13 protein-coding genes are annotated in these 14,333 nt (G+C 66.9%); 6 read left to right on the top strand and 7 right to left on the bottom strand.

The annotated features are described in order from the left end of the window. The 3 genes from PMI14_RS04010 to gap all read left to right on the top strand — a co-directional run. A partial coding sequence (locus PMI14_RS04010; RefSeq protein ID WP_007849992.1) for a transketolase C-terminal domain-containing protein occupies positions 1 to 805 on the top strand: 805 nt, incomplete at its 5' end. A gap of 156 nt (positions 806 to 961) precedes the next feature. After that, positions 962 to 1,666, top strand: coding sequence for a hypothetical protein (locus tag PMI14_RS04005; RefSeq protein WP_007849990.1), 705 nt, complete (start codon positions 962 to 964; stop codon positions 1,664 to 1,666). Between the two features lie 27 nt (positions 1,667 to 1,693). Next, complete coding sequence (gap, locus tag PMI14_RS04000) at positions 1,694 to 2,692, top strand: type I glyceraldehyde-3-phosphate dehydrogenase (RefSeq protein WP_007849989.1); 999 nt, start codon at positions 1,694 to 1,696, stop codon at positions 2,690 to 2,692. Between the two features lie 612 nt (positions 2,693 to 3,304). Here the strand turns inward: gap and PMI14_RS03995 are convergent. Further along, positions 3,305 to 3,619 carry a LexA family transcriptional regulator gene (locus tag PMI14_RS03995; protein ID WP_007849987.1) on the bottom strand — a complete coding sequence of 105 codons (315 nt, stop codon included), beginning with the start codon at positions 3,617 to 3,619 and terminating at the stop codon, positions 3,305 to 3,307. A 46-nt stretch (positions 3,620 to 3,665) separates the two neighbouring features. Between PMI14_RS03995 and PMI14_RS03990 the strand changes: the two genes are divergently transcribed. Next, positions 3,666 to 4,793 (top strand): IS630 family transposase, encoded by a 1,128-nt coding sequence (locus PMI14_RS03990; RefSeq protein ID WP_035202247.1) that lies wholly within the window; start codon positions 3,666 to 3,668, stop codon positions 4,791 to 4,793. Between the two features lie 495 nt (positions 4,794 to 5,288). Further along, a complete protein-coding gene (locus PMI14_RS03985; RefSeq protein WP_007849983.1) occupies positions 5,289 to 5,987 on the top strand; it encodes a hypothetical protein in 699 nt (232 codons plus the stop codon). 78 nt (positions 5,988 to 6,065) lie between these two features. Here PMI14_RS03985 and PMI14_RS03980 read toward each other — a convergent pair whose 3' ends face one another. The 6 genes from PMI14_RS03980 to PMI14_RS03955 all read right to left on the bottom strand — a co-directional run bounded on the left by PMI14_RS03980 (position 6,066) and on the right by PMI14_RS03955 (position 13,142). After that, the gene (locus PMI14_RS03980; RefSeq protein ID WP_007849980.1) at positions 6,066 to 7,370 is read right to left on the bottom strand and encodes a four-carbon acid sugar kinase family protein; all 1,305 of its coding nucleotides are present in this window, start codon (positions 7,368 to 7,370) and stop codon (positions 6,066 to 6,068) included. A gap of 7 nt (positions 7,371 to 7,377) precedes the next feature. Then, a complete protein-coding gene (locus PMI14_RS03975; protein ID WP_007849977.1) occupies positions 7,378 to 8,664 on the bottom strand; it encodes a ribulose-bisphosphate carboxylase large subunit family protein in 1,287 nt (428 codons plus the stop codon). 4 nt (positions 8,665 to 8,668) lie between these two features. Continuing rightward, positions 8,669 to 9,220, bottom strand: coding sequence for a VOC family protein (locus PMI14_RS03970; protein WP_007849975.1), 552 nt, complete (start codon positions 9,218 to 9,220; stop codon positions 8,669 to 8,671). Positions 9,221 to 9,294: 74 nt separating this feature from the next. Then, complete coding sequence (locus PMI14_RS03965; RefSeq protein ID WP_007849972.1) at positions 9,295 to 11,166, bottom strand: TRAP transporter large permease subunit; 1,872 nt, start codon at positions 11,164 to 11,166, stop codon at positions 9,295 to 9,297. Next, positions 11,166 to 12,203 (bottom strand): TRAP transporter substrate-binding protein, encoded by a 1,038-nt coding sequence (locus PMI14_RS03960; RefSeq protein ID WP_007849968.1) that lies wholly within the window; start codon positions 12,201 to 12,203, stop codon positions 11,166 to 11,168. Before PMI14_RS03960 ends, PMI14_RS03965 begins: the two co-directional genes overlap by 1 nt. Positions 12,204 to 12,338: 135 nt before the next feature. Then, complete coding sequence (locus tag PMI14_RS03955) at positions 12,339 to 13,142, bottom strand: SDR family NAD(P)-dependent oxidoreductase (protein WP_007849967.1); 804 nt, start codon at positions 13,140 to 13,142, stop codon at positions 12,339 to 12,341. Positions 13,143 to 13,260: 118 nt separating this feature from the next. Between PMI14_RS03955 and PMI14_RS03950 the strand changes: the two genes are divergently transcribed. Continuing rightward, complete coding sequence (locus PMI14_RS03950; RefSeq protein ID WP_007849966.1) at positions 13,261 to 14,292, top strand: LacI family DNA-binding transcriptional regulator; 1,032 nt, start codon at positions 13,261 to 13,263, stop codon at positions 14,290 to 14,292. Positions 14,293 to 14,333 lie beyond the last annotated feature (41 nt).

Below are 14,333 nucleotides of genomic sequence, written 5' to 3'. Positions count from 1 at the left end.
CGGCGGCCGCCACATCAACTACGGCGTGCGCGAGTTCGGCATGGCCGCGATCATGAACGGCATTGCGCTGCACGGCGGCTTCATCCCCTACGGCGGCACCTTCCTGACCTTCAGCGACTACAGCCGCAACGCCATCCGCATGGCCGCGCTGATGAAGCAGCGCGTGATCCATGTGTTCACGCACGACTCCATCGGCCTCGGTGAAGACGGCCCCACCCACCAGTCGGTGGAGCACGCCGCCAGCCTGCGCCTGATCCCCAACCTGGACGTGTGGCGTCCCGGTGACACAGCCGAAACCGCCGTGGCCTGGAGCGTGGCCCTGTCCAACAAGGACAAGCCCACGGCGCTGCTGCTCTCGCGCCAGAACCTGCCCTACGCGCCCAAGCGCGACCTGGGCGACATCAGCCGCGGCGCCTATGTGCTGAGCGAGCCCGCCGACGTGGGCCTCAAGAAGAAGGCCGTGGCCGTGATCATCGCCACCGGCTCCGAAGTGCAATTGGCCCTGAAGGCGCAGCGCCTGCTGGCCGACCGCAAGATCGCCGTGCGCGTGGTCTCCATGCCCAGCAACACCACCTTCGACCGCGAAGACGCCAAGTACAAGAAGTCCGTGCTGCCCGCCGGCATCCCCCGCGTGGCGGTGGAAATGGGTGTCACCGACGGCTGGTGGAAGTACGGCTGTGCCGCAGTCGTCGGCCTCGACACCTATGGTGAGTCGGCCCCGGCGCCGGTGCTGTTCAAGCACTTCGGCTTCACCGAAGAGAACGTGGCTGCCACCGTGCAGGCCGTGCTCAAGGGCGGCCGCTGACCGGGCGCGGCGGGGCAGGGACGTAACATTGTGCAAATATGCAGAGGTTTCGCGTGACTTACAGCACGTTGCAGCCTCTTTGCATGCTTGACGCCGTTACATGTGGCCGGCACGCTAGTCGTTTTCATTGACGTCCCCTTTTTTCAAGGAGCTGCCATGATCCCGACCCTGTTTCCCCGCAAGTCCCTGGCCGCCATGGCCGTGCTGTCGCTGGCCTGCCTCTCGGCCCATGCCCAGGTGGAGATCACCGATCCACCGGCCGGCCACAACTACGGCAAGGTTCCGCTCCAGGCCACGTTTGCGACGCAGTACTTCTCGGTGTTCAACCGCAGCAGTGCGCCGCTGCAGCTGGGCACGTTGATCTCCAGCGGCGCGGCCCTGGCGACCTGTGCCGGCATCGGCTGCCCGGTCGTCGCGCAGGGGGACTTCCTGATCCCGGCCGGCTCGGACGGCTGTTCGAACGCCGTGCTGCAACCTGGCCAGGGCTGCTCGACCCTGGTGGCCTTCACCCCCACCGCCCCGGGGTCGCGCATCTCCCAGCTCATCGTCCAGTCGCGCAACGGCGCGGCGCTGGCGACCTACCCGCTGCACGGCACAGGCACATCGACACCGCTGGACTGCGTGCTCGACTGGGCCGAGAAGAGCTTCCCGCAGCTGCTGACCACGCCCACCGGCACCGCCACCGTCTCGCCCTTCCACCTGCGCTGCTATGCCAACGGCACGATGTGCCTGGGGGCCGACACGGCCGTGCCCACCTTCGACCAGCCCAGTGTCTACTTCTACCAGACGCAGCCCACCCCCTCGGTGCAGCGCCTGGGATACCTCTCGACATTCGCACAGGCGGCGCAATGTCCACCCTGATTCCTTAACGTTTGGAGAACCTTGGAAATGACGATCAAGATTGGCATCAACGGCTTCGGCCGCATCGGCCGCAACGTGCTGCGCTCCGCCATCCAGAATTTCAGCGACATCGAGGTCGTTGCGATCAATGACCTGCTGGAGCCCGAGTACCTGGCGTACATGCTGCAGTACGACTCGGTGCACGGCCGCTTCAAGGGCGACGTGTCGGTGGACGGCAATACCCTGATCGTCAACGGCAAGAAGATCCGCCTGACGCAAGAGCGCGACCCCGCCAACCTCAAGTGGAACGAGGTCGGCGCGGACGTGGTGATCGAATCCACGGGCCTGTTCCTGGACAAGGTCACGGCCCAGAAGCACCTGGACGCCGGCGCCAAGAAGGTCATTCTGTCGGCTCCTTCCAAGGACGACACCCCCATGTTCGTGTACGGCGTGAACCACACGAGCTACAAGGGCGAGGCCATCGTCTCCAACGCCTCGTGCACCACCAACTGCCTGGCCCCCGTGGCCAAGGTGCTCAACGACAAGTGGGGCATCAAGCGCGGCCTGATGACCACGGTGCACGCAGCCACTGCCACGCAAAAGACGGTGGACGGCCCGTCCAACAAGGACTGGCGCGGCGGCCGCGGCATCCTGGAAAACATCATCCCTTCGAGCACGGGCGCTGCCAAGGCCGTGGGCGTGGTGATCCCTGCGCTCAACAAGAAGCTCACCGGCATGTCCTTCCGCGTGCCCACCAGCGACGTCTCGGTGGTTGACCTGACCGTGGAGCTGGAAAACGCCGCCACGTACGAAGAGATCAAGGCCGAGATGAAGGCCCAGTCCGAAGGCGCGCTCAAAGGCGTGCTGGGCTACACCGAAGACAAGGTGGTGGCCACCGACTTCCGTGGCGATACCCGCACCTCGATCTTCGACGCCGACGCCGGCATCGCCCTCGATGGCACCTTCGTGAAGATCGTCAGCTGGTACGACAACGAATGGGGCTACTCGAACAAGTGCCTGGAAATGGTGCGCGTGGTGGCCAAGTAAGCCGCCAGGCCCCGGCCGACACCAAGGCCGGCTGCCCGCAAGGGTGGCCGGCCTTTTTCTTTGCCCCATGCAGAAGAACGCAATGCCACCGTGGAGAAAACTGCTGTTGGCGTGACATGTGGCACTTTGCCGCCCATTGCTTCCTTGACGACCTCCTAGAGGGCAACCTTGTCGTGACTGACTCACGCCCAAGGAACCGCCACGCGACCAAGCCGCCCTTCTCCAATCCCTGGTCGCCTTAGCTATGCTCTCGCTGGCCGACCTGTCAGCCCATGCCCACTGGAGATCACCGACCCGCCGGGGGAGCACCGCTTCGGCAAAAGCCCCGCTTTTCCCCACCTCGGCCATCCAGTATTCTCCGTGTTCAACTCCGGCGCCTGCGCCGTGCAACTGGGCACCATGGTCTCAAGCCGCGCCGCGGAAATGACCTGTGCCGGCTTGGACTGCCCCGTGATCTCGGCATCGGACTTCGCCATAGCAGCAGGCTCGGACGACTGCAGCAATGCGCTACTCCCGCTCAGCAGGGTTGCTCGACTTTGGTGGTCTTTTCGCCCAAGGAACCGGGTGCACGGCTCTCGCAATTGATCTTCCCTTTGCGCGATGGTTCGGCGACTAGTGTTGCTGCACAGAGGTTTTGCCGGTATGGCGAGGCCGTAGGACGGGCAGGCAGTTGTAGTCCAGGAGCAACTCGATACTGCGGGCAGTGCCCGGTTGACGCCGGATCAATCCATGGCGCTCCAGGGTGAGCACCATCTGATGGACGGACGGTGCGGTGACAGCAAAAAACTGCTGCATGTCCCGCTCAGCTGGAGGGCGGCCATTGATCAGGCCATATGCCCAGATGAATGCCAGATACTGACCTTGGATGTCCGTGAAATCCGGGCAGGCCAGGCCTTGCGCGGGCAGCGCGGGCGATGTTTGATCCATTCTCGACTCCGGCGATCAAAGGAGGCCCCTGAAACGAGCCATCCGAATGAATTTACGCTATCGAGTCGAACTTGCTGCATCCGAGCAAGAGATGCTTGCCGCGATGCTGAGCGCAGGCAAGCATGCGGCCCGCAAGATCAAGCGCGCCCAGATCCTGCTTGCAGCCCATGCCGAGCAGGACAACGCACGCATTGCCGCCACCTTGGCGGTGAGTGAGTCCACCGTATACCGCACCAAGCGCCGCTTCGTAGAACAGGGCTTGGAGGTGGCGCTTGCCGAACAGGATCGGCCTGGAGCGCAGCGCAAGCTCAGCGGCAAGCAGGAGGCTTTGCTGATCGCCACCGCCTGCTCCGATCCGCCCCCCGGACGAGCCCGCTGGACACTTGAGTTGCTGGCAGATGCGTTCGTACAGTTGACCGAACATGAGACGCTATCGCGAGAGACGGTGCGTCGGCGCCTGGCCGAGAATGACCTCAAGCCTTGGCGCAAGGACATGTGGTGCATCCCCAAAGTCGATGCCGAATACGTAGCCCGCATGGAAGATGTGCTTGATCTGTACACCCAAGCACCAGACCCACTGCAGCCCGTCGTGTGCTTCGATGAAAGCCCCACCCAGCTCATTGGCGAAGTGCGCCAACCGATCCCGGCCGAGCCGGGGCAGCCATTGCGCTACGACTATGAATACAAGCGCAACGGAACCGCCAACCTGTTCGTCTTCCTGGATGCCCATCGCAGTTGGCGCACGGTGAAGGTGACCGAGCGTCGAACGGCACATGACTTCGCCCAGTGCATGCGTGATCTGGTGGACATTCACTATCCGCAAGCGCAGCGCATCCGGCTCGTGCTGGACAATCTATCGACCCACACGCCCGCGGCACTGTACCGATGCATGCCGCCAGCAGAGGCTCGTCGCATCCTGCAGCGCATCGAATGGCACTACACCCCAAAGCACCCCAGTTGGCTCAACATGGTCGAGATTGAAATCGGCGTGCTGCGACGCCAGTGCCTGGATCGCCGCATTGAATCCCGGGATCGCCTGGTGGCCGAGGTTCAAGCTTGGGAGCAACTGCGAAATGCCAGCGGTGCGCGTATCACCTGGATGTTCTGTACCGACAAAGCCAGGCAAACGTTGGCCAAGGCCTATCCAGTTCCTACTCCAGACAAAGCGTCATAACCTTTGTGCAGATGTACTAGGACTCGCATCGTCGCTCGGCACGGGCGTCGCACCCAGCATCAACTGCATTCTCGAATGGACCGAAAGACCTTTCGCTGGTATTGACCACACCCATCGGCACGTTCACGGTCTTGCTGTGCCACCTGCGCTGCTACGCTAACGGCACGTTGTGCCTGGGGGCTGATATGGCATCGGACGACCTCAACCTGAAGGACGTGTAAACCAGCCACAGGCCCCCCGCTGCACCGCCTTGGAGATCTTTCGGAGCTGAGCAAGCGACCCAATGCCGGTGATTCTGTCCGCGATGCAAACCCCGGGGCCGGACCCGCAGTGCGCGCTGGCGAGGTCCCATTCCCTCTATCGACGGCCAAAGCGGCGCTCCACAATGCATCTGCTGGCGCAATCTACGGCGCTGGCGCGCGGCAAACGACTTGACGCCGCCATATGGCCAAGGCACGCTTGCCATTTTTCCCGAATTCTTCTCAAGGAATTGCCATGATCCCACCCCTGATCTCCCGCAAGTCGCTGGCCGCAATGGCCCTTCTGTCGCTGGCATCCGTGTCGGCACAAGCCCAGGACGTGTTGATCTCCGATCCCCCACAGGACCACACCTTCGGCAAGGCGGCGCTCAACTCCACGTTTGCGACGCAGTATTTCTCGGTCTTCAACCGCGCGAGCACAGCGGTGCAGCTGGGTACGGCCGGCGTGGACGGTGCCCTGGTTACCTGTGCGGCGCTGGGGTGCCCGACCATTGCACCTGCCGACTTTACGATTCCGGGCGGCTCAGATGGTTGCAGCAACGCCATACTACAACCGGGCCAGGGGTGCTCCACCCTGGTGATCTTTTCACCCAAGCAGCCGGGTTCCCGCCTGGCACGCCTAGTGTTCCCAGTTCGCGGCGCAGCCGCCGTTACCCGCACAGTGATGGGCACCGGCCTGGCCCAGCCGACGGACTGCGTGCTGGACTGGGCAGAAAACTCCTTCCGCTCCATCCTGACGAGTCCTACAACGACCATCACCGCCTCGCCGTTCTACCTGCGCTGCTATGCCAACGGCGCGCTCTGCCTCGGGGCCGATGCAGCCGTGCAGACCGCCGACCAGCCCAGCGTCTATCTCTACCAGCCTCATACCACACCGACGGTGCAGCGCCTGGGGTACCTCTCGACTTTCGCGCAGGCAGCCCAATGCCCATGATTTTGCGTACTTACAAGGCGACAACGCCAAGCCGGCGGCCCGCAAGGGCTGCAGGTCTTTTTCATCTCGCCCGCGGGCTCAGGCGCCGTCACCGTGCAGCAGCCGCTCGAAAAGATCGTCCGATCCCATCTGCCCACCCTTGAGCATGATCTCCAGGCCATCGAGCGCCGGGTGCTCGCTGTGCAGCTGGCACAGCGCCACACCGGGCGCGAGCGAGGCCCGGTACGACAGGCCCCAGGCCGCAAGCGCCTGCACCGCCAGGCTGGAGGTATCGCCCCCGGCGATGCCGATGCGGCGCAACGGCACCTGCGCCAGCACCTGCGCCAGCAACCGGCCGCCGGCCTGGGCCACCTGGTGGGCCGTGGCACCGTGCGCGGCGCTGCCCGCCGTCACCGCCAGCACGCTGCGGCCGGCCTGCAGCAGGGCTCCCAGGTGCTCCGCCAGGGCCCTGGCTGCGTGCTCGCCACCGTGCACCAGGGCTGCCACATCGACGGACACCTGCTCGTAGGACACCGCAGCGCGCACCTGCTGCGCCGTCACCGGCGACAGGCTGCCCGCCAGCACGAAAACAGGCCCTGGTGCGGCCGCCAACGGCGCTGCCGTCGCCGCAGCCGCATGGGGCCACTGCGTCGCCAGCGCCTGCACCACGCTGCTCGGCCCCACCGCCAGCAGCCTGGCCTGCTGGGCACGGCGCCACACCAGCTGGCCCACGGCCTGCAGGTCCTCGGGCCGGCTGGCGTCCATCAGCACCGCGGCAGGGCGCCCGGCCAGGGTGGCATCAAGCACCGCCTCCTGCCGGGCCAGCGGCTGGGCATACAGCGGGTAGTCGATGCCGGGCACCGGCTGCAGGCCTTGCTGGGCCAGGTGCAGCCGCAGGTCGCTCTCCTGCATGGGCGTGACCGGGTGGCGGCTCATGGTGGGGTGCCGGTCGATGCGGTGCACCGCCGGATCGCTCCCGGCACGCGCGAACAGGTGGCCGAACACGCAGTAGCGCCCCAGGCTGGGCTGCCCACCGACGATGGGAACGAAGCGGTTTTCCACATGCTGGCGCAGGGTGTGCACCGCCACGCCGATGCTGCCCACGTGTGGTGCGCTGTCGAAAGTGGAGCACACCTTGTAGTGCAGCACCGGCACGCGCATCTGCGCGAAGAAGCGGCCCACGGGTTCCAGTTCGGCGCGCATGGCCTCAGGATCCATTGCGCGTGCGGCGCCCGCGATGCCGATGGCGTCCAGCGGCCCCGCGCGCTGCAGTTGCGCGGCCGTGGGCACGCCCATGAACAGCAGGGCCCGCAGCCCCGCCTGGGCGGCCGTGGCCAGGGTGTCGGTGGCCCCGGTGAAATCGTCGCCATACCAGCCCAGGCGGGCAGTGGATGCAGCCATCATGGTGTGCTCAGCCCTTGGAGCCGAAGAAGCCGAGCGCGCGCTGCAGTTCGGGCGCATTCTGCGCAAAGTGATCGAGCGGCGTGCCCGCCGCCACGGCCTCCCAGGCCTGCTGGATGCTTGCCACGCCCGCGGCAGGGCCATCGGGGTGGGCCAGGATGCCGCCGCCCGACATGAACAGGAGGTCGGTGCTGCGCAGGCGCTCCCAGGTCAGCGGCACGGTGCCGGCCCACTGGCCGTTGGAGATGGCGGGCAGCACGGCGTCATCCAGCCCCGGTGCCAGCGGGGCCAGCGTGTCATGGGCCGATTCGACCACCTCGTCGTCGGTCTGGGAGAACTTGCCTTGCAGGCCGTGCACGTGCATGTGGTCCACCCCGGCCAGGCGCCACAGGGTCTGCCAGGCCTGGAACGAAAAGCCCAGCAGCGGATGCCGCGACAGCGCGCCATAGCCGTTGCGGTGGCCATGCAGCGCCAGCGGTGTGTGGCGGCGCAGGGTCTGCACGGCTGAGTAGCCGCACCAGTTGAGGCTGGCCATCACGCAGCTGCCGCCTTCGGCCTGCACCAGGTCGGCATGGCGGCGCATGGCGTCGGTCTCGTCCGTGATGTTGAAGGCCACCATGACATGCTTGCCCGTGCGGTCCTGGTGCGCGCGCACGGCGCGCATCACGGCCCGGACGCGCTCGCGCAGCGGGGCGTGCGCGGGGTCGGCACAGACCTCGTCGTCCTTGATGAAGTCCACGCCCGCCGCGCACAGCCGCGCGGCCAGCGCGCCGGTCTCCTCGGCCGACAGGCCCACATTGGGCTTGACGATGGTGCCGATGAGCGGGCGCCCCTGCACCCCCGTGAGCGCACGCGTGCCCGCGATGCCCTGGCGCGGCATGTCGAAGCGCCGGCGGTACTCCGCCGGCAGGTGCAGCGATTCGAGCCGCAGGCCCGTGACCTCGCCCAGGTCGAACAGGTTGCCCGACACCGTGGCCGCGAGCGTGGGCAGATTGGCGCCCACATTGGCCACCGGAAAACGCACCGTGAGCCGCGCCCGGCGGAACGGCCCGGCCAGCGGCCTGCCGGCCGCGGCGCGGCGCTCCAGCCAGCCATTGGGCAGGCTGGGCGCGGCCACGGATTCGAGTTCCTCGATGGATTGCACGGTGGCGCGCGCACGCTCGCGCAGCGCATCGGTCTCACCCTCCACGCGGGTGAAGGTGCCACAGGACTGTTCACCCGCAAGCACCTCGGCCACATGGGCCGGGTCCAGCGGCGTCTCGATCAGGTAGCGGGCTTCGAAATGCTCGGCGTCCATGGGATCAGAGGGTGTTGAGATCGGGGAAGGGGCGCACCGGGTCCTCGCCGTCCCAGTCCTTGGCTGCCTCGCGGATCAGCGTGAACAGCCGGCCCTTGGGCCCGGCCACTTCGGACAGCTCGATCAGCGCGCCCGGGTGCAGGCCCGGGTGCTTGCCGTCCTCGAAGTACACGAAGCGGCCGTTCACACCCACCTCGCCGCTCATGCAGACCTTGAAGCCCGCGGCCTCGGCACGTGCGAGGTCGGCGTCGAAGTCCTCCGTCCAGTAGGCCACGTGCTGGCCGCCCACATGGCCGGCCTGCTGGAAGTCACGGTACATCGAAGGCACGTCGTTGCGCGTCTGCAAGAGCTCGATCTGCACGCCGCCGGCATTGGCCAGGGCCACCGAGTTGTGCGGCTCGTGGCGCTCGCCACGGTAGGTGTAGTTTTGAATCGGCACGCGCGGGTTGTAGTACCAGGGCCCGACGCCCAGCACATTGGCCCAGTAGTCCATGGCAGCCTCGATGTCGGGCACGAGGTAGGCCACCTGGCGGATTTCACCAAAGAATCGGCTCATGGTTTGCTGCTTTCAGAAAGGGAAGGAGGGCCCGGCATGCAGGGCGGCCGGACCAGGGGGTTGGATGGATTGCGTTATTTGGTCAGGAACCCCGTGGAGAACCACGGGATCGCGGCCACGATGACCAGACCCACGAACAGCGCCATGACGTAGCCGCCGATGTGGGACAGGCCTTCGTTGGGGTGCACCTTGCTGATCGCACAGGCGCCGTAGTAGCCCACACCGAAGGGCGGCGCGAACAGGCCGATGCCCATGGCGAAGATCACGACCATGGCGTAGTGCACCTCGTGGATGCCCACGGCCTTGGCAATCGGGAACAGCAGCGGACCGAACAGCACGATGGCCGGGATGCCTTCGAGCACGCTGCCCAGTACCACGAAGGCAATGATCGACACGGCCATGAAGCCCCAGGCGCCGCCGGGCAGCTGCTTCATCACCTCGGCCAGGTCGTGCGAGAAGCCCGACTGCGTGAGCCCCCAGGCCATGGCCGTGGCGCAACCCACGATGAAGATGATGGCGCCCGTGAGCGAGGCAGTCTCGATGAGCATGGGCCGCAGCCGGCGCCAGTCGAACTGGCGGTGGATGAACAGGCCCACCAGCACAGCGTAGACGATGCCGATCGTGGAGACCTCGGTCGCCGTGGCCACGCCCTCGACCACGGCCGCGCGGATCACGAAGGGCAGGGCGATGGCCGGCAATGCGGTGACCAGGAAGCGCACGATCTGCGCACGCCCGAAGCGCTGCACCTGCGACAGGTCTTCGCGCCGGTAACGCCACCAGACCACGGCGCACAGGCAGGCGCCCACCACCACGGCCGGCAGCATGCCCCCTGTGAACAGCGCCGCGATGGACACGCCCGTGACCGAGCCAATGGTGATCAGCACGATGGAGGGAGGGATGGTCTCGGTCTGCGCCCCCGTGGCCGACAGCAGGGCCACCAGGTCGCCGGGCTTGGCGCCGCGCTTTTGCATCTCGGGAAAGAGCACGGGCGCAATGGCCGCCATGTCGGCGATTTTGGAGCCCGAGATGCCCGAGACCAGGTACATGGCCCCGATCAGCACGTACGACAACCCGCCGCGCACATGGCCCAGCAGGCTGGCCAGGAACTGGATCATGGCGCGCGCCATGCCGGTCATCTCGATCAGCGCACCGAGGAAGATGAACAGCGGCACGGCCAGCAGCATGAGGTGCGACATGCCCTCGTCGAGCCGCCCCACCAGCACCAGCATGGGCGCGCGCGTGGTGAGCGCCAGGTAGCCGAAGGTGGCCAGCGCGAACGAGAAAGCGATGGGCACGCCCGCGAAAACGCAGGTGGCCACCACCACGACGAAGAAGATCACCAGGTTGAGCTTGCCGAGCGGCGGGAACACCGGCTGCGCGAGCCAGAAGGCCAGCACCAGCGCCCCCACCGTGGCCACGGCCGCCAGCATCACCGCCAGGCCGCCCTCGCGCAGCATGCGCAGGGTGCACACCAGCAGCATCAGGGCCATGCCGGCCGGCAGCGCCGAGGCGCGCCAGGCGTTGCTGATCTCCAGCGCCGGCGTGACGATCACGGCCTCTTCGGCCGCGTACTCATAGGCGTGGTGCAGGATGAGCAGCAGGAAGGCGAACGATGCCGCCATGGCCAGCGCCTCCAGGTAGGCGCGCGCCGCCGGCGGCACCTTGCCCACGAAGGCGGTCATGCGCATGTGCTCGCCGCGGCGCAGCGCCACCACCGCGCCCAGCATGGACAGCCACAGGAACAGGATGGAAGCCAGTTCGTCCGACCAGACCAGCGGCGCATGGAACACATAGCGCGACACCACGCCGCAGAACAGCAGGCAGATCTCCACCAGCACCAGCAACGCTGCGGCGGACTCCACCACCACGCCGATGCCGCGATCCAGCGGGTCGAGCGTGGTGCGCCAGCCCGTGGGGACGGGCGCGGGCACGGCAGCGGCCAGCATCAGGACACCTTGCCGACGGAGGCTTCGAGCAGCGCCCAGGCTTCGTCGCCGAACTTGCCCTTCCACTCGGAGTAGTAGCCGGCCTTGCGCAGCTGCTCGCGAAAGCTCTGCGGGCTGGCGTCGTTGAAGGCCATGCCCTTGGCCGTGAGGTCACCGCGCAGCGTCTCGTTGAGCTTCTTCAGGTCGGCGCGCTGCTGCAGGCCTGCCTCGTCGAAGGCCCGGCCGAGGATGAGCTTGAGGTCGTCGGGCAGGCCGCGCCAGGCGCGCCCGTTGACGACCATGTGGTAGCCGTCCCAGCTGTGGTTGGTGACCGAGCAGAACTTCTGCACCTCGTAGAGCTTGGCGGTCTGCACGATGGCCAGCGGGTTCTCCTGCGCATCGACCACCTTGGTCTGCAGGGCCGAGTAGACCTCGCTGAACTGCAGGCTGGCCGGCGATGCCGACAGGGCCTTGAACATCGAGATGCCCATGGGGCTCACCGGCACGCGGATCTTCATGCCGCCCAGGTCGGCCGCGCTGTTGACGGCCTTGGTGCTGGTGGTCACCTGGCGGAAGCCGTTGTCCCACATGCGCGGGAAGGTGTACAGGCCCACCTTGGCGAAGGCCGCACGGATGCTGTCGCCGAGCTTGCCGTCGACCGTCTTCCAGACCTGGTCGTAGTCGGCGAAGGCAAAGCCCACGGCCGTGATGGCGCTGATGGGCGCGAGCGTGGCGATCACCATGGTGCCGGCGTTGAAGATTTCCAGGCCGCCGCTGCGCACCTGCGAGAGCATGTCGGTGTCGCCACCAAGCTGGTTGTTGGGAAAGACCTTGAGCTCCAGCCGCCCCTTGCTCTCGGCCAGGATGCGCGCCGCCGCCTCGTTGGCGCGCACGTTGAGCGGGTGCGACACGGGCAGGTTGTTGCCGAACTTGAAGCTGTACTCCGGCGCGGCGGCGCTGGCCAGTCCGGGCCAGGCGCCCGCGACGGATGCGGCAGGCAGTGCGCACAGGCCGCGCAGCAGGCTGCGGCGCGAGGAAGAGGGATTCGAATGGGCCATGGTCTTTGTCTCCTGTCTTTATGGAATCGTTGGAAGGGGCACGCGCGGGGCGGCTCTTTCAAGGGCTGACCTTATCGGTGGTCTGCGCCCCGCGCAAATTGAGAATCTGATGGTTTTTGATGGAAATGTGACGCTTCAATTGCACCGCGCATGCATGCCGCCGTCGACCAGCAGCTCCACGCCGTTGATGTAGCGCGCCTCGTCGGACGCCAGGAACACCGCGGCGTTGGCCACGTCCCAGCCATCGCCCATGCGCCCCGTGGGCGAGAGTTTGTGGCGTGCGGCCACCATCTCTTCGTGGCTCGCGTAGAAGCCCGAGATCTGGCGGTAGATGTGCGGCGTGTCCATCACGCCCGGCAGTATGCAGTTGGCGCGGATGCCCTCGGCCGCGTACTGCAGGGCCACGCTCTGCGTGAAGGAGTTCACCGCCCCCTTGGACGCGGCATAGGCGCAGTAGGCATAGCCCGTCCAGCGCACGCCGCCGAGCGCGCCGATGTTGACGATGGCGCCCGACTGCCGCGCCTGCATCAGCGGCAGCACGGCCTTGCAGGTCAGGAACATGCTCTTGACGTTGACCGCCATCACCCGGTCCCAGGTGTCCTCGGAGGTTTCCACCGGCCCGCCCTGCGAGGTGATGCCCACGTTGTTGTGCAGGATGTCGATGTGGCCATAGGCCTGCACCGCCGCCTGCACGGCGGCCTGCACCTCGTTCCACTGCGTGACATCCGCGCGCACGGCCAGGGCTTCATTGCCTTCGCCGCGGATGGTGTCGCGCGTCACCTCGGCCGCGGCGCCGTCGCGGTCCACCGCAACCACCTGGGCCCCGGCCCGCGCATAGGCCGCCGCAGCGGCCTTGCCATTGCCCCAGCCATCCCCGTCGGACCCGGCACCGAACACCAGGGCCACGCGGCCCGCGAGCCGCTTGTTGTTTGTCTCCATCATTGTTCCTTGTCTTGACCGCCGCCCTCTGGCATGCGGTGGGCTCTTACGATAGCCTCGGGCCCGTGATGCACCAAACGCCAAACATGATGGTTTTTGATGGCTTCGGAGGCCGACCGTGAGCCGCGCCCTGCCCGGCGTGGCCGAGGTCGCCACGCTGGCCGGTGTCTCCACGGCCACGGTGGACCGGGTGCTCAACCGGCGCGGCGGCGTGCGCCAAGCCACCGCGCAGCGCGTGGTGCAGGCCGCGGGCGAGCTGGGCTACCTGCCGGCGGACGGCCTGGCCGCCACGCTGGCGCCAGCGCCCCTGCGCGTGATGTTCCTGCTGCCGCGCAACACCAGCCGCTTTCTCACCATGCTGGGCGACATGGTCAGCTACTCGCAGGAGCACTGGGCACCGTTCCACGTCAAGTGCCGCGCCGAAACGGTGGACAGCTTCAACCCCGAGGCCCTGGCCCAGGCGCTGTTGCACCACGGCAAGCGCTACGACGGCCTGGTCATGATGGCGCTGGAACACCCCCAGGTGCGCGAGGCCGTGGCCACGCTGGCCGAGCGCGGCGTGCCCGTGGTCACCGTGATCTCGGACCTGGGCAACTCGCAGCGCGTGGGCTATGTGGGCCTGGACAACCGGGCGGCGGGCCGCACGGCGGGTTACCTGATCGGCCGCTTCATCGGCGCGCGTGCCGCCAAGGTGGCGCTGGTGGCCGGCAGCCTGCGCTACGCGGCGCACCAGGAGCGCGAGGCGGGCTTCCTGCACGTGCTCGAAGAGCTGTTCCCGCAGCTCACCGTGGTGGGCCTGCGCGAAGGTCTCGACGACTCCGAGAAGAATTACCGCCAGACCCGCACCCTGCTCGAGCGCCACCCCGATCTGGCCGGCATCTACAACATCGGCGGCGCCTCCGATGGCATCGCCCGCGCACTGCAGGAGTGCGGCATGCAGCACAAGGTGGTGTTCATCGGCCATGGCCTCACGCCCGACACGCGCGCCCAGCTCATCGACGGCAGCATGGACGCCGTGATCACCCAGAACCCGCTCAGCACCATCACGAGCTGCGTGCGCATCTTCGCCAACCTGCGAGACGGGCGGTCGGCCTTGTCGGGCGTGGAGACCACGCGCAGCCAGGTCGTGTTCCGCGAAAACCTGCCCTGATGCCCTGGGCGCCGCAGCGCCCGTACACGTAAGCCGATGTA

The sequence above is a fragment of the Acidovorax sp. CF316 genome, assembly GCF_000276605.1.
Classification (GTDB): Bacteria; Pseudomonadota; Gammaproteobacteria; order Burkholderiales; family Burkholderiaceae_C; genus Acidovorax.
Note: the sequence above shows the minus strand (reverse complement) of the source record. Positions and strands in the feature narration are given on the sequence as shown.